The 14,461-nt window shown below is 70.0% G+C and carries 15 protein-coding genes; 6 read left to right on the top strand and 9 right to left on the bottom strand.

Annotated elements, in window-relative coordinates; translation table 11 throughout:
* Positions 1–106: 106 nt before the first annotated feature.
* From ABR571_RS02650 to ABR571_RS02640, 3 genes are all read right to left on the bottom strand, one after another.
* On the bottom strand, positions 107–667 hold the full coding sequence (locus ABR571_RS02650) for a CsbD family protein (protein WP_409451634.1): 561 nt from the start codon (positions 665–667) through the stop codon (positions 107–109).
* A 162-nt stretch (positions 668–829) separates the two neighbouring features.
* On the bottom strand, positions 830–1,057 hold the full coding sequence (locus tag ABR571_RS02645; RefSeq protein ID WP_409451633.1) for a sulfurtransferase TusA family protein: 228 nt from the start codon (positions 1,055–1,057) through the stop codon (positions 830–832).
* A gap of 61 nt (positions 1,058–1,118) precedes the next feature.
* On the bottom strand, positions 1,119–2,258 hold the full coding sequence (locus tag ABR571_RS02640; protein ID WP_409451639.1) for a cysteine desulfurase family protein: 1,140 nt from the start codon (positions 2,256–2,258) through the stop codon (positions 1,119–1,121).
* A 106-nt stretch (positions 2,259–2,364) separates the two neighbouring features.
* On the opposite strand from ABR571_RS02640, the gene ABR571_RS02635 reads away from it, so the two are divergent.
* From ABR571_RS02635 to ABR571_RS02625, 3 genes are all read left to right on the top strand, one after another.
* Positions 2,365–3,456, top strand: a complete 1,092-nt coding sequence (locus ABR571_RS02635) for a cytochrome c oxidase subunit II (RefSeq protein WP_409451632.1) — start codon at positions 2,365–2,367, stop codon at positions 3,454–3,456.
* A 1-nt stretch (position 3,457) separates the two neighbouring features.
* Positions 3,458–3,880 (top strand): cytochrome c oxidase subunit 4, encoded by a 423-nt coding sequence (locus tag ABR571_RS02630; RefSeq protein ID WP_409451631.1) that lies wholly within the window; start codon positions 3,458–3,460, stop codon positions 3,878–3,880.
* 174 nt (positions 3,881–4,054) lie between these two features.
* Complete coding sequence (locus tag ABR571_RS02625) at positions 4,055–5,185, top strand: C40 family peptidase (RefSeq protein WP_409451630.1); 1,131 nt, start codon at positions 4,055–4,057, stop codon at positions 5,183–5,185.
* 28 nt (positions 5,186–5,213) lie between these two features.
* On the opposite strand, the gene ABR571_RS02620 is transcribed toward ABR571_RS02625, so the two are convergent.
* From ABR571_RS02620 to ABR571_RS02605, 4 genes are all read right to left on the bottom strand, one after another.
* Positions 5,214–6,854, bottom strand: a complete 1,641-nt coding sequence (locus tag ABR571_RS02620) for a cytochrome b (protein ID WP_409451629.1) — start codon at positions 6,852–6,854, stop codon at positions 5,214–5,216.
* The gene (locus tag ABR571_RS02615) at positions 6,851–7,966 is read right to left on the bottom strand and encodes a ubiquinol-cytochrome c reductase iron-sulfur subunit (protein ID WP_409451628.1); all 1,116 of its coding nucleotides are present in this window, start codon (positions 7,964–7,966) and stop codon (positions 6,851–6,853) included. Before ABR571_RS02615 ends, ABR571_RS02620 begins: the two co-directional genes overlap by 4 nt.
* Positions 7,963–8,715 (bottom strand): c-type cytochrome, encoded by a 753-nt coding sequence (locus ABR571_RS02610; RefSeq protein WP_409451638.1) that lies wholly within the window; start codon positions 8,713–8,715, stop codon positions 7,963–7,965. Before ABR571_RS02610 ends, ABR571_RS02615 begins: the two co-directional genes overlap by 4 nt.
* Before the next feature lie 181 nt (positions 8,716–8,896).
* Entirely contained in the window at positions 8,897–9,520 is a 624-nt protein-coding gene (locus tag ABR571_RS02605) for a heme-copper oxidase subunit III (RefSeq protein WP_409451627.1), read from the bottom strand.
* A 111-nt stretch (positions 9,521–9,631) separates the two neighbouring features.
* On the opposite strand from ABR571_RS02605, the gene ABR571_RS02600 reads away from it, so the two are divergent.
* Genes ABR571_RS02600 through ABR571_RS02590 form a run of 3 tightly spaced genes read left to right on the top strand, consistent with a single transcriptional unit; the run spans position 9,632 to position 12,253 of the window.
* Positions 9,632–10,051, top strand: a complete 420-nt coding sequence (locus tag ABR571_RS02600; protein WP_409451626.1) for a hypothetical protein — start codon at positions 9,632–9,634, stop codon at positions 10,049–10,051.
* Positions 10,052–10,054: 3 nt separating this feature from the next.
* Positions 10,055–11,113 carry an anthranilate phosphoribosyltransferase gene (gene trpD, locus ABR571_RS02595; protein ID WP_409451625.1) on the top strand — a complete coding sequence of 353 codons (1,059 nt, stop codon included), beginning with the start codon at positions 10,055–10,057 and terminating at the stop codon, positions 11,111–11,113.
* A gap of 30 nt (positions 11,114–11,143) precedes the next feature.
* A complete protein-coding gene (locus ABR571_RS02590; RefSeq protein WP_409451624.1) occupies positions 11,144–12,253 on the top strand; it encodes a cytochrome c oxidase assembly protein in 1,110 nt (369 codons plus the stop codon).
* A gap of 87 nt (positions 12,254–12,340) precedes the next feature.
* Here ABR571_RS02590 and ABR571_RS02585 read toward each other — a convergent pair whose 3' ends face one another.
* A complete protein-coding gene (locus ABR571_RS02585; protein WP_409451623.1) occupies positions 12,341–12,619 on the bottom strand; it encodes an Lrp/AsnC family transcriptional regulator in 279 nt (92 codons plus the stop codon).
* A 79-nt stretch (positions 12,620–12,698) separates the two neighbouring features.
* On the bottom strand, positions 12,699–14,450 hold the full coding sequence (locus tag ABR571_RS02580) for a DEDD exonuclease domain-containing protein (RefSeq protein ID WP_409451622.1): 1,752 nt from the start codon (positions 14,448–14,450) through the stop codon (positions 12,699–12,701).
* Positions 14,451–14,461 lie beyond the last annotated feature (11 nt).

Genomic DNA, 14,461 nt, shown 5'->3' with positions numbered 1-14,461 from the left:
CCTTCTGCGCCAAGGGTGTTCCGATCATTGTTGGTCCCTTCGTGATCATCCAGAGGATGAAGCGTGCTGGAGCGGCCGTTCCGGAGGCGGCGGCCGCGTCGGGTGGTTACGCCTGCTCGGCCTTCGCCGCGAGGCGCTGCGTCTCGCGCTCGGCCCGTGCGGCCTGCGCTTCGACGGACTCGGCCTGCTCGTTGAGCTGCTCGCTCTGCTGCTCGGCGCTGCGCTCCTGTGCGGCGGCCTGGGCCTTCTGGATGGCTGCGTCAGTGGTTGCGTCTTCGACTTCGGCGGCCGCGCGCCGCTCGGCGGCCTCTTCGCCGGCCCGAGCCCGGGCGTTGGCATCGATCTGCGCCTGTGCCTCTTCGCGCCGCTTGACCGCTTCGGCCTCGCGGACCGTCGCGCCCTCTGCGGCGGCGGCCTGGCGCTGTTCCTCGCGGGCCCGCTCGTTCTCGACCCGCAGCTTCTCGGCCGCCTCCTGAGCCGTCGCGTCTGCGATGGCCTCCTCGCTCATGGCCTCGCGCCGCGCGTGGGCCTCACTCTGCTGCAGCTGGCCCTCACGGGTCAGCGAGTCGTTGTTCAGAACGGCGCCGGCCACCTCTTTGGCCTTGCCGGCAACGGCAGCCGCAAGACCTTTGCGGGCCTCGCCGGCAGTGTCGTCGTGGTGGGTCATGTGTATTTCCTCCTGGTTTCGATCAGCCCGCGCGCGTCGCGCGCCGAGGCGTCTCGTAGGGCCTACCCAGTACGTCCAGGCGGGAACAGGTTGGACCCCCCTATATCGGCCGGGTCACACCTGTCCGCGGCACCGCTGCCCGTCGGCCGGTGTCCGCGGCGGTCAATGGAGGCGCCGCACGGCGTAGGCCGCAACCCCGTCCACCGCCGTGCTGGTGGCTACAAAATCGTGACCACGCATGCGGCACCACGCCTGGATGTCCGGACCGGCGGCGGGGTCATCGGCCTCGACCGTGATCGTGTCGCCCACGGCGGCGTCGCCGATGTGCCGGGCCAGGTCGAGGATCGGCAGCGGACACCGCCGTCCGCGGGCGTCGAGCGTCAGGGTCACAGCCTCACTCCGTTCGGCTCGCCGGAGGCGCCACGCCGTCGGTTCGCTCCGCAAGCGTCGCTCACAGCCCGTCGGCCCCGAGGTCGGTGCGGACGCCGGCCACGACCTCGGGCAGGACCGCGAGGAAGTCGTCCACCTCGGTCTCGGTGGTGTCGCGATGCAGCGACACGCGCACGTTGCCCGCGGTCAGCGCCCCCATCGCCACCAGCACGTGCGACGGCTCGAGGGTCGAGGCCGTGCACGACGATCCCGATGACACCGCGAAGCCGTGGCGATCGAGCGCGGACAGCAGCACCTCGCCGTCGACGTAGAGGCAGGAGAACGTGACGATGTGCGGCAGGCGGCCGGTGGGATCGCCGAGGACCTCGACGTCGCCGATGCGGGCGACCACCTCGGTCCGGATGCGCTCGACGAGCGTGCGATGGCGGCGGGCCACCGTCTCGCGCTCGGCCAGGACCGCCCGCAGCGACGCAGCGGCGGCCACCGCCGCCGGCAGGTCCGGCAGGCCGGGTATCCGACCCCCCTCCCGGTCGTCCTCCGGGTAGGGCGAGCGCCATCGGGTGCCGCTGCGGACGGCGACCACGCCCAGGGTCGGACCGCCCCAGGCGCGCGCGTCGGCAGCCAGCACGCTCCAGTCCGGCGGCAGCACGTCGTGCCCGACGGTCTGCGTCGCGTCGACCACGAGCGGTACCCCACCGAGCCGGGCGGCGACCTCGGCGACCGGCTGCCGCGTGCCGACCTCGTGATTCGCGGCCTGCAGGGCGGCCGCCGCCGTGTCCGCGCCGGTCGTGGCGAGGAAGGCGTCCACGTCGACCCGGCCCAGCCGGTCCACCGGCACCGAGCGCGATTCACCCCCCGCCCGCACCGCGTGCAGGACCGCGGAGTGCTCCACCGCGCTGTGCACCACCGCCCGTCCCCGACGGCGGTTGCCGGCGACGGTGCCCAGCACAGCGGCGTGCAGCGCCTGGGTCCCGTTGGCGGCGAAGCTGATCTCGTCCGGCCGGGCACCGATGCCTTCGGCCACCGCTTCGCGGGCGGCGTCGAGCAGCAGGCGGGCCTGGCGCCCCGACCGGTACAACCGGGCCGGGTCGGCCCAGCCGTCGTCCAGCGCAGCAGCCAGCGCCTCCCGCGCCACGGGGTGCAGCGGGGCCCCCGCCGCCGCGTCCAGGAATGCCGGCACGGCACGACCGTAGCGCCCGATCCGGGCACCGCGTCGACGCGCGGAGGGCCCCACCCGCCCCGGTTCCTGCGGCAGAGGTCCAGTAGGCTCCGAAACGATTCCGAAAGCGTCGAGAGGCGGTTCGCACGTGCGTCGTAGACGGTGGGCCCGCGGGGGCCGAGCAGCCGTTCTGCTCGGTTCGCTGACCGTGCTCCTGACCGGCTGCTCGGCCGCTGACTGGGAGCGCAATCTCCGCTTCGGCTGGCCCACGGGCGTCACCAAAGAGGGCACCCAGATGCGGGTGCTCTGGACCTGGGCCGGCGTCACGGCGCTGATCCTGGGCGTCATCGTGTGGGGCCTGATCTTCTGGTGCTGCATCCGCTACCGCAAGCGTGACGAGGACTACCTGCCGAGGCAGACGAAGTACAACTTCGCCGTCGAGGCGATCTGTTTCATCTTCCCGTTCCTGGTGATCGCCGGGCTCTTCTACCGCACCGTGATCGTCGAGAACAACGTCAACAACCTCACCAAGCACCCCGACGTCAAGGTGCAGGTGGACGCCTTCAAGTGGAACTGGCAGTTCGAGTACCAGGGCTACACCGACCCGGGGGGCACCGTCCACAAGACCGTCTATCCGGGTGAGAAGGCGCTGGCCGACGCGACCGGCAACGACCTGATCCCGAACAAGGAGCGCAACCGCAAGCCGGCCCGCACCTGCGACGAGGCGTCGAGCAACGAGTCGTACAACTGCGGGGCCAGTGGCGGTCAGGACGCGGCCGCCGGCCCGTTGTATCTCTCGACGGTGGGCTCGCAGCAGGAGATCCCGGTTCTGGTGATCCCGGTGAACCGCCGCGTGCGTTTCGTCGAGCACTCCGAGGACGTCGTCCACTCGTTCTGGGTCATCGACTTCCTGTTCAAGCGCGACGTCATTCCGTACGGAACGACCTCCACCGCCCGCGACAACCAGTTCGAGATCACCGCCTTCAAGAAGGGCAGCTTCGTCGGCCGGTGCGCCGAGCTGTGCGGCACGTACCACTCGCAGATGAACTTCGAGGTGCGTGTGGTGTCCGAATCCACGTTCGAGAACTACCTGAACGCACTGCAGCGCATCGGCTCCAGCGACCCCGCCCGGCAGGCCAAGGCCCTCGCCGCCGCCGGCTTGAAGCCTTACGCCACGTCGACCTACCCGCTGACCACCGCGCGCAACCAGCGCAAGGCAGCCGAACCGCCGAGGTCATGACATGAAGGTCGAAGCGCGACTGTTTCTCGGAGTTGCCCTTTTCTGCTGGCTCACCGCCACCGGATACGGCATCTGGAGCCACCTCACGCAGCACCACGTCGAGGTCATCGGCGTCGCGGCCCTGATCCTGTCCGGCGGACTGCTGGGCATCCCGGGCGGCTTCTTCTGGTTCGTCTCCCGGCGCATCGACCCGCGCCCGGAGGACCGCAGCGACGCCGAGATCGCCGAAGCGGCCGGGGATCTCGGGTTCTTCAGCCCCGGCAGCTACTGGCCGGTGACCCTCGCCGGTGCGGCCGCCGTCTGCGGCATGGGGCTCGCCTTCGCCCAGGTATGGCTGCTCATCGTGGGACTGCTCTTCCTGATGTTCGCCGTCGGCGGCCTGCTGTTCGAGTACTACGTCGGAGGACGTCGCACGCTCGGCTGATCGGCCTGCTCCGTCGCCCGTCCGGTCCCTTGAGCCGGGCGGGCTTCGTCGTCCTTCGACCCGGCCCGCTTCACACACAGTTGACGGTGGGTTACGCTGCCCCGACACCAATGGGACGCAATACCACTCGAGGGACCGATGTTGCAGATGACACGCCGACTTCATCGCAGTGGAATGGTGCTGGTTCTGGCGCTGGTGGCCATGGGCGCGGCGGCGGCGATCCAGTCCCCGGCGTCGGCCGCCGCACCCGGTCCGCACGACCCCTTCGGCTCGGCGTCGGCCGGCACGGTGGTGGCCGGCGGCGTCCGCTTCACCGGCTGGGCGGTCGATCCGGACGCGCGGACGAGCGATGTGCGCATCTCGATCATCCAGGACGGTCGCTACCGCACCGCGTCGGCCGTGACCTCGGTCGCCAACGCGGCCGTCACCACGACCTACAGCGCCGGTCCGACGCCCGGGTTCGTCATCGTCGCCCCGCTGCCGACCGGGTCCCACACGCTGTGCGTGGTGGCGGAGACCATCGGTGCCGGCCTGCAGACCCTGCTGAGGTGCGTGCCCACACCGCTGGGGACCGTCCTCACGCCGGCGCAGGTGGCGGCGCACAACCCGACCGGCGCGGTCGCCGGCGCTGCGGCGAACGCGACGATGTTCGAGATCCACGGGTGGGCCACCGATCCCGACTACGTCGCCCGCCGCGTCCTCGTCGTGCTCTACATCGACGGCAACCCGGCGGCCACCGTAGCCACCCAGACCTACGTGGCTCCGCGGCCGACCGGCGCCGGGCCGTACTCCGCCTTCGACATCAGCGTGCCGGTCGCACCGGGCATGCACCTCGGCTGCTTGTGGGCGGTGAACGTCGGCATCGGGACCAACCGGTATCTGGGCTGCCGCGCGCGTGACACCCGCGGGCCGGCCGGCACCGCCACGCCGGTGACCGTGCCGACGCTCAACACCAATGTCATGGCCGAGGCCAAGACGCACATCGGCCAGGCCTACGTGTGGGGCGCGGCCGGCCCGACCACCTTCGACTGCTCAGGTCTGGTCAAGTACAGCTACGGCAAGTTCGGCTACTCGACGCCACGGGTGTCCGAGGCCCAGGCGGTCAGCGCGCGGCTCATCCCCGCCTCCCGGGCCGTGCCCGGCGACCTCGTCTTCACCCACGACACCGAGGGCGACGTGTACCACGTCGGCCTTTACGTCAGCCCCGGCAAGGCGCTCGCCGCGATCGACCCGGCCGAAGGTGTCAACTACCAGACGATCTGGGACCCGAACATGACGACGTACGGGTCATTCACCCACACGTGACCGGCCGGCGGCGTCGCCGCGGCGACGCTCAGTCGGTCAGCTGACGGGGCGAGTCCAGGCCGCCGACGGACTCGTCGCGTTCGGCCTGCTCGAGCTCGTCCAGAGCGGCCTGGATCTCCGGCTTCTCCTTCACCGGGTACAGGAAGCCGCGGATGTGCTTGAGCGGGGACGCCGCGCCGAGCTGGTTCATCCGCTTGGGAACGGCAATGCCGGTGTAGCTCAGCGTGCCGTGGCCGTGCTCGTCCACCAGCCCGAGCGGTTGGTGGACCTCGATGAACTCGCCGGTCGGCAGCATCCGGACCACACCGGTTTCCACGCCGTGCTCCAGCACTTCGCGGTCGTGGCGCTGCAGCCCCAGACAGATGCGGTACGCCACGGCATAGGCGATCGGCGGGAGGACGAGCAGCGCGATCCGGCCGCCCCACGTCATGGCGTTCAGCGAGATGTCGAACGCCTTGGCGATGATGTCGTTGCCACCGGACAGGAAGAGCACCACGTAGAACGTGATCGCCATCGCGCCCAGGGCCGTACGGACCGGGACGTCACGCGGCCGCTGCAGCAGATGGTGCTTGGCAGTGTCCTTCGTCATCTTCGCTTCGATGAACGGATAAGCACCGGCGAGGGTGAACAGGATGCCGGGCAGCACCACGGTGGGCCAGAACAAGGGCGGCACCGTGTGGTGCCACAGTCTTATCTCCCACGACGGGAACAGACGGGTGGACCCGTCGAGGAACATCATGTACCAGTCGGGCTGCGATCCGGACGACACGGCGGCCGGCTGGTAGGGGCCGAACAGCCAGACCGGGTTGATCTGGGCCAGCCCACCCAGCGCGGCGCAGACGCCGAACACGATGAAGAAGAACCCGCCGGCCTTGGCCGCGTAGAGCGGGTACACCCGCTCGCCGCTGACCGTGTCCTCGGTGCGCCCGTGGCCAGGGAACTGGGTGTGCTTCTGGCGCACGACCAGGGCCAGGTGCGCGCCGATGAGGGCGGCCAGGATCGCCGGTATGAGCAGGACGTGGGCGATGTAGAACCGGCCGATGATGACGTCGCCGGGGAAGCTGCCGCCGAAGATGAGGAACGACACCCAGGTGCCGATCACCGGTATCGACAGCATGATCGCGTCGGCGATGCGCAGGCCCGTTCCGGACAGCAGGTCGTCGGGCAGCGAGTAGCCCGCAAAACCCTCGATGATGCCGAGGGCGATCAGGCTGAGACCGATGAGCCAGTTGAGCTCACGCGGCTTGCGGAACGCTCCGGTGAAGAACACCCGGAACATGTGGATCAGCATCGCGGCGAGGAAGAGCAGGGCCGCCCAGTGGTGGATCTGGCGGATGACCAGGCCGCCGCGGACATCGAAGGAAATGTTCAGAGTCGACTCGTACGCCCGCGACATCGGCACGCCCTGCATCGGCACGTACCGCCCGTGGTACACGGTCTCGGCCATCGACGGGTCGAAGAAGAAGGTGAGGTACGTGCCGGTCAGCAGCAGGACGATGAAGGAGTAGAGGGCGATCTCGCCCATCATGAAAGACCAGTGGTCCGGGAAGACCTTGTGCAGCTGCTTGCGAATCGGCCCCGCGAGCATCAGCCGGTCGTCGAGAAACTTGCCGGCCTTGCCCTGCGGCGTGCGTGGGACGTCGGACCTGCGGGTCTGCGTACTCGTCATGGTCGCTCCCAGAAACCGGGGCCGATCGGTTCTTTGTAGTCGGACAGCGCGACGAAGTACTGTCGCCCGTCCTTCCCCGTCTCCACAGTAATCGGCAGTTTGGGCAGGCTGCGAGTGGCCGGGCCGAATACCGGCTTGGCATCTTCGAGCACTTGGAATTGCGACTGGTGGCACGGGCACAGCAGGCGGCCGGTTTGCTGCTCGTACAGCGAGGCCGGGCAGCCGGCGTGCGTGCAGATCTTGGAGAACGCGATGTACTCAGGATTGTGCGCCGGCCAGCCGAACGTCCCCTGGCCCTTGCGCGGTTTCACCGTCTGCCCGGGCTTGAGGCGGATCAGCAGGGTGGGGGAGGACGCGTCGTTCACGCCGTTGTAGCCGTTGACCTCGTCGCGCACTCCGGGGAACACCGTGGCAAGGCCGCCGGGCTCGAGGTCGTCGGGGCTGACCCGGCGCCAGTCGGAGTACACGATCGGCACCCGGCCGCCGGACTCCGGGAACATCTTCGGGTTGGGCTTGAAGAGGGTGTGGAACAGCTTGTCGCCCGGCTTCTTGATCATCCCGCCGACGAGGGCCACCAGCGGGACGGTCGCCATGGCTCCGCCGGCCAGCAGCAGCGAGCGCATGAGCAGCCCGCGTCGGGGCAGTCCGGTGTCCTCGAGGCCGACGATCAGCGCCGCCTCGGTCAGCAGCTTGTCCTCTTCGCTGGACGGGACGTCGTGGCGATCCTGGATCGCCTCTTCCTCGGGCATCAGCCACTTCGACCAGAGCACCATCCCGATGCCGAGGAAGATCAGCATGATGGCCAGCAGTCCGCCGAGCGCCGGTGTGTAGTACTTGAAGTTCTGTGCCGTTCCGGGCAGATGCCATCTGAACGGGACGGCGATGAAGGCGACGATGAAACCGAGCCCGGCGAGCGCGGAGACGATGAACGCCATGGCGACGCCGCGTTCGGCCCGCTTCTCGGCCTTGGTGCCGCGGATCGGGAAGCGGTCGCGACGGTGGACGATGCGCACACCGTCGACCTCGGCGCCGGCGATCATCGCCTCTTCCGGCGTCATCCTGCGGATCTCTTCCTCCGACGGCATTGTGCCGCCGTGACTGCCGTCGGTCATCGCTCTTTCACTCCGATCCACAGGATCGCGATCATGACCGCGCCCACGCCGCCGACCCAGATGACGATCGCTTCCGACACCGGACCGATGCGGTCGATGCCGTGACCGCCCGGGTCCTTCGACGCCTTCAACGTCTGGATGTAGCCGATGATCGCCCGCTTCTCCGCCGGGGTGATCTGGTTGTCGCTGAACACCGGCATGCTCTCCGGGCCGGACAGCAAGGCCGCGTAGATCTGCTTGTCGGTCGCCTCGTACAGCGACGGCGCCTGCTTGCCACCGGACAGCGGCGCGCCTTTGAATGTGGTGCCGTGGCACGAAGCGCAGTTGATCCGGAAGATCTGACCGCCCAGGGCGATCGTGCCCGGGGCGCCCCTGAGGTTGCCCTGCGGTAGGACCGGGCCGCCGCCGACCGACTGCACGTAGGCCGCGAGCTGCCGGGTCTGCTCCTCGTTGAACTTGGCGACCTTGCGCTCTTCGGTCGTGCCCTGGCGAGCGGCCGGCATACGGCCGGTGGAGACCTGGAAGTACACCGCCGCGTTGCCCACGCCGATGAGCGCCGGCCCCTGGCCCTTGATGCCCTCGAGATTGCGGCCGTGGCAGGTGATGCAGCTGACCTGGTACAGCTGACGCCCCGCCGCGATGTCCTTGGCGCTGGTTCCGGTGTCGTTCGCGCCCGAGCTGCTGGCGAAGGCGGCGTAGGCGCCCCCCATCGAGGCCAGCGCGCCGAGCAGGACGGCGGTGGCACCCAGGCGGCGACGGAATCCCGGCCCCCGCTTGGTCGACCGCTTCTCAGCGCGCGGGCGCGCGTCATCGGCAGAGGCACCCGTGACCGAGACGGCGGGCTCGAAACCGAGCTCGCTGTCGAAGTCGTTCTCCTCGCTCAAGGGGTTCCCTTCACGATCGGCGGCCGGCGGACTTCGAATGGCGCGGTCATCTGATGAGGTAGATCACGGCGAACAACCCGATCCACACGACGTCCACGAAGTGCCAGTAGTACGACACGACGATCGCGGCGGTGGCCTGGGCCGGCGTGAACTTCCCGAGCGCGGTCCGGATGAGGAAGAAGATGAAGGCGATCAGGCCGCCGATGACATGCAGCCCGTGGAAGCCGGTGGTCAGGTAGAAGACCGACCCGTAACCCGTGGCCGAGATCGTGTTGCCGTCGTGGACCTGCATGCGGTACTCGTTGGCCTGCCCGAGCACAAAGATCAGGCCCATGAAGAACGTCAGCACGAACCAGCGGCGCAGCGCGAAGACGTCGCCCTTCTCCGCCGCGAAGACGCCGAGCTGGCAGGTGACGCTGGACAGCACGAGGATGATCGTGAACGGCAGGGCGTAGCCGACGCTGAGCTTGATGGACTCCCCGTGGGGCAGCGTCATCGGCCAGTCACCGGGGTGAACCGACCGGACAGTGAAGTACATGGCGAACAGCCCGGCGAAGAACATGAGCTCGCTGGACAGCCACACGATGGTCCCGACACTGACGATGTTCGGACGCGTCAGGGAGTGAATCCGGCTCGAGTCGAAGCCTGGCGCTGTGGCGGTCGAGGTCACCCTCGCATTATGGCCTGCGACGACCGGGGTTCAGCGTCCGGGGTGGGGAGTGTCGGGCTCCTTCAACGGACGCCGGAGCGAACCGGTTCCGGGCCCCGATACGATCGCCCGGTGAGCAGTGTGCCGGAGCGAGTGACCGTCCTCGTCTACAGCAATTCGGCCGACGTACGGGCCCAGGTCCGCACGGCCGTCGGGCGTCGTCCCGCCCCCGACACCGGCCGGATCGACTGGATCGAATGCATGTCCAACGCCGACCTGCAGCGTGAGCTCGACGAGGGCGGCGTCGACGTCGCGATCCTCGACGGTGAGGCGCAGCCTACCGGCGGCATGGGGCTGGCCCGCCAGTTCAAGTACGAGCTCGACGACTGCCCACCGATCATCGTCCTGATCGCCCGCCGGCAGGACGGTTGGCTGGCCAGTTGGTCCCTCGCGGACGCGGTGATCAACACCCCGATCGAGCCGGTCGAGAGTGCCGCGGTGGTGGCCGAACAGCTGCGCCGCCGGCACAGCGGCATTCCCGTCGTCCGCTAGCCCATGACGACCGCCGCCGGAAACACCTGGCCGGCCGTGCTCACCGCGCTCATGTCCGGTGCCGAGCTCGGCGCCGACGACACGGCGTGGGCCATGGACGAGGTGATGTCGGGCAACGCGACGTCGGCCCAATTGGCCGCGTTCGCCGTGCTGCTGCGGGCCAAGGGCGAGACGCCACAGGAGCTCGCCGGCCTGGTGCGGACGATGCTCGACCGCGCCGCGCCGCTGACGGTCGAGGGCCGCGCCGTTGACGTCGTCGGCACCGGAGCGGATCGGGCGCACACGGTCAACATCTCGACGATGGCCGCGCTGGTGGTGGCGGGCTCGGGGCGGCGGGTCGTCAAGCACGGGAACCGCGCCGCATCGTCGGCCTGCGGCGCCGCCGATGTCCTGGAGGAGCTCGGCGTCGCGATCGACCTGCCGTCCGCCGGCGTCGTCCGCACGGTGAACGAAGTCGGCATCGGCTTCTGTTTCGCCCCGGTGTTCCACCCGGGCATGCGGCATGCCGGACCGACCCGCGGCGAGCTGGCCGTGCCCACCGTCTTCAACTTCCTGGGGCCGCTGACCAACCCGGCCCGCGTGACGGCCGCCGCCATCGGCTGCGCGGACCTGCGCATGGCACCGGTGATGGCAGCCGTCCTGGCTGACCGCGGGGACACTGCGCTGGTCTTTCGCGGCGACGACGGGCTCGACGAGCTGACCACGACGACGACCTCGAGTGCCTGGGTCGCGGCCGACGGGGTCGTGACGCCGGCGACGATCGACCCGGCCGCGCTGGGTATCACGCCGGTGTCCCCGGGGGCACTGCGCGGTGGCGACCGCGTGTTCAACGCGGCCGTGGTGCGTGATGTGCTGGGCGGCGGGGCGCCGGGAATCCGGGACGTCGTGCTGTTGAACGCCGCCGCCGCCATCGCGGCCTACGACGGGTTGACGGCGGAGCGGCTGCACGACGCCCTCGCGCGCGGACTGCGAGTGGCGACCGAGGCGATTGACTCCGGTGCCGCCGCGGCGCTGCTGGACCGGTGGGTCGCGTCCAGCCGGGCTGCTCGCACCAGCGCCTGACGCACCTTCGGCGACGCGGATACTGGACGGGTGACGCCGTCCCGCCTGCCTCGACTCGCGGTCGCGGCCTGGGCGGCCGCGGCAGTCGGCTTCGTCGGGCTCGGATTCGCGGTCGCGCATTACTTGCGCACCGGGACCGGCATGCACATGCACACCGCCGACGCGCTGACCCGCGCCGGTTCCCAGAACCCGTTGCGCCCGCTGTTCGGGTCGGCGCTTTTCACTGCCTGGCATCTGGACGCGGTCGCGGTGGCCGTGCTCGTCCTCGCAGCCGCCACCTATCTGACCGGGGCGGCGCTCGTTCCGGTGCGGACGCCGGGCACCCGCTGGCCCGCGCGCCGGACGGGCGCCTTCCTCGGCGGCCTCGCGGTCTGCGCGTTTGCCACGAACGGCAGCATCGCGGTCTACGACCAGGTCCTGTTCACCGCGCACATGGCCGGCCACCTGGCGCTGGTGATGGTCGCGCCGGCGCTGCTGGTCGCCGGCCATCCGTTGACGCTGGCTTTGTCGGCCGCGCCACCGGGCCGGCGCGAGCGGCTGGAGCGCGTCTTCCGCGGCCCGGGGATCGCGTTCGTCACCGCGCCGCCGGTTGCCCTGGCCACCTATGCGCTCGTCATCGTGGGCAGCCACCTCACTGGCGTCATGGACACGATCATGCGCAACACGTGGGCCGGGCAGGTCGAGCACCTGGTGTACCTGGTCGCTGGCTGCCAGTTCTTCGTCCTGGTCGTCGGGCGCGAGCCCATCCGGTGGCGGCTCGCCTCACCGGCGCGGTGGCTGTTGCTAGCGATCGGCATGGCGGTCGACACCTTCACCGGCATCGTCCTCATGCAGGGGACGCACGCGGTGCATCTGGAGCCGTCGGCGCTCGACGTCGATGCGCTGTCCGACACCCGAACCGGCGGCGCCATCATGTGGTTCGGCGGCGACGCGATCATGGCGGCGATCATGATCGGTCTGGTGCTGCGCTGGCTGCAGGCGGTCGACCGCGCGCCGGCCGAGAAGGGCTGGTTGGAGCAGGCCCGCGGGACGACCTTCGCCGCCAACACCGGTAGCGCCACCGCGGACACCGTCGACGACGAGGACGACGCCGCGCGGCAGGCGTACAACGACTGGCTGGCCAAGCTCAACCAGCCGTAATCACCGCGTCCCGCCCTTGATCAACAGACCGCTTTCGTCGATATTCGACCCGATCCCTCTGTTGATCAACGGCAAGATAGGGGCGGCCTACTCGACGCCGATGGAGAACGTGCTCTCGAGGTCGTGGCGGGAGTAGGCGCGGAACGCGATGTGGGTGTCGGTGTGCAGCACGCCCGGGATCTTGGACAGCCGGCCGGCGATGACGTCGGCGATCGCCTCGAACTCCCGGACCCGGACGACGGCGATGAGGTCGACGTCGCCGGCCACGGAGTAGACCTCGCTGACGCCGTCGAGTCCGGCGATCGACTCGGCGACCTCGGGAATCTTGTCCGACTCCGTCGCGATCATCACGATGGCGGTGATCATGGACGAACCTCGGCGTTCATGCCCTCACTCCGTTCGGGCCGGCCGAGCCGCGATACCCCCATCGCTGCGCAAGCGTCGCTCATGCCGTCAGCTTAGGGCGGGCCGGGCGGCTGACGACAGGGAGGCGGCGCCGGTCGGCGAACGGGTCGGCGCCCTCGCGCGAACCGGCGAGATAGCTGCGCAACCCGCCGGCGCCGAACGCCGGCATGGTCCAGGCGTCGCTGGCATCGGCCAGCCGGGTCCCCGGTTCCTCGAGCCAGCGCAGGATGCACTCCGTCTCCTCGGCGAGGGGAGCCGTGCTCTCGTCGACGACGTCGGCGGTGGCCCGCAGCGCGTCGATGACCGGCCAGGGCGGCACTCCGCGAGCAGCATGCCCCGCGGCGGCCAACCGTCCGGACCGGATGACCGACAGCTCCCACCCGCCGTCCCCGTCGGGACGGGCCGCCACCAGTTCGGCGACCGACTGCAAGGAGGACAGCCGCTGCATGCGGGCGCAGGCCCGAACGACGGTGGCGATGCGATCACGGACCACACCGGCCTGCTCGTAGCGCTGGCTCTCGGCCAGTGTGGCCAATTTGCGCTCGAGCGGTTCGACGAGCGGGCGCACGTCGCCGATCCACGCGGACGCGACCAGCCCCACCAGAGCCGCGTACTGCTGCGGGCTCGTCCCGCCCTCGCACGGCGCCTGACACCGCCCGATGCCGGCCAGCACGCACGCGGCCCGCACGAACCGGCGTAGCGACAGGCGGTCGCTGCACTGGCGCAGCGGCACCGCGTCGTGGATCGCGTCGCGCACCGCCTCGGCCTGCCGCTGCGAGCGCAGTGGGCCGAGATAGGACCCACCGTCGTCGCGCCGCACCCGCACGACGGACAGCCGCGGGTAGGGCTCGACGGTCAGCTTGAGCCACACCGAGCGTTCCGGGAACTTCGACCGACGGTTGTAGCGCGGCTTGTGCGCGGCGATGAGCCGCAGTTCCCGGACCTGCGCCTCGAGGGCGTGCGCGCACGGGATGGGATCGACCCGCTCGGCCAGCCCGATCATCTCGCCCATGCGACTGCGGGTCTCGCTGGCCACGAAGTACTGCCGGACCCGGGCGCGCAGGTTGCGGCTGGTGCCCACGTAGAGCGGGCGGCCCTGCGCGTCGCGGAAGATGTAGACGCCCGGCCCGGCCGGCAGCCCGTCAGCGAGACGGCGCTTGCGGCGCTGCGCTTCGCTGACCTGGGCGGTGAAGGCCTTCAACTCCGGCAGCGAGTGGACGCCGAGGTTGCCCAACCGGCCGATCAGGCCGTGCAGGACGTCGACGGTCGCGCGGGCGTCATCCAGAGCGCGATGGGTGGGCATCGTCTGCGCGTGGAAGAACGGCGCGAGGGTCGCGAGCTTGCAGTTGGGCACCTCGTCACGGGTGAGGACCCGACGGGCCAGCACAGCGGTGTCGACAACGGCGAACGCGGGCCACGGGAGGGCGAGCTGCGCGCACGCCGACTTGAGGAAGCCGACGTCGAACGGCGCGTTGTGCGCCACCAGGACGCTGCCGTGCGCGAACTCGAGGAACGCCGGAACCGTGGCGCCGATGCCCGGTGAGCCGCACACCATCGAGTCGGTGATGCCGGTGAGGACGCTGACGAACGGGTCGATGGGCCGGCCGGGATCGACAAGGGTCTGGAACTCCCCGAGGACCTCGCCGCCGCGTACCTTCACGGCCCCGATCTCGGTGATCGCGTCGCCGTTCGCGGCACCGCCTGTGGTCTCCAGGTCGACGATGACGAAAGTGGTCGTGCGCAACGGTTCGCTGAGCTCATCGAGGCTGAGCTGCTCCGCTGACGATCGCATGCCTCGGAAGC

This window comes from Jatrophihabitans sp., assembly GCF_046262535.1.
In the GTDB taxonomy this organism is placed as follows: domain Bacteria; phylum Actinomycetota; class Actinomycetes; order Mycobacteriales; family Jatrophihabitantaceae; genus Jatrophihabitans.
The sequence above is the reverse complement of the archived record's forward strand: the minus strand, read 5'-3'. Positions and strand labels throughout refer to the sequence as shown.

Bases quoted from the DNA above. Each gene is read 5' to 3' on its own strand.
- ABR571_RS02650 (WP_409451634.1), bottom strand. From the start codon at position 667: ATGACCCACCACGACGACACTGCCGGCGAGGCCCGCAAAGGTCTTGCG.
- ABR571_RS02630 (WP_409451631.1), top strand. From the start codon at position 3,458: ATGAAGGTCGAAGCGCGACTGTTTCTCGGAGTTGCCCTTTTCTGCTGG.
- ABR571_RS02625 (WP_409451630.1), top strand. From the start codon at position 4,055: ATGGTGCTGGTTCTGGCGCTGGTGGCCATGGGCGCGGCGGCGGCGATC.
- ABR571_RS02620 (WP_409451629.1), bottom strand. From the start codon at position 6,854: ATGACGAGTACGCAGACCCGCAGGTCCGACGTCCCACGCACGCCGCAG.
- ABR571_RS02615 (WP_409451628.1), bottom strand. From the start codon at position 7,966: ATGACCGACGGCAGTCACGGCGGCACAATGCCGTCGGAGGAAGAGATC.
- trpD (WP_409451625.1), top strand. From the start codon at position 10,055: ATGACGACCGCCGCCGGAAACACCTGGCCGGCCGTGCTCACCGCGCTC.
- ABR571_RS02585 (WP_409451623.1), bottom strand. From the start codon at position 12,619: ATGATCACCGCCATCGTGATGATCGCGACGGAGTCGGACAAGATTCCC.
- ABR571_RS02580 (WP_409451622.1), bottom strand. From the start codon at position 14,450: ATGCGATCGTCAGCGGAGCAGCTCAGCCTCGATGAGCTCAGCGAACCG.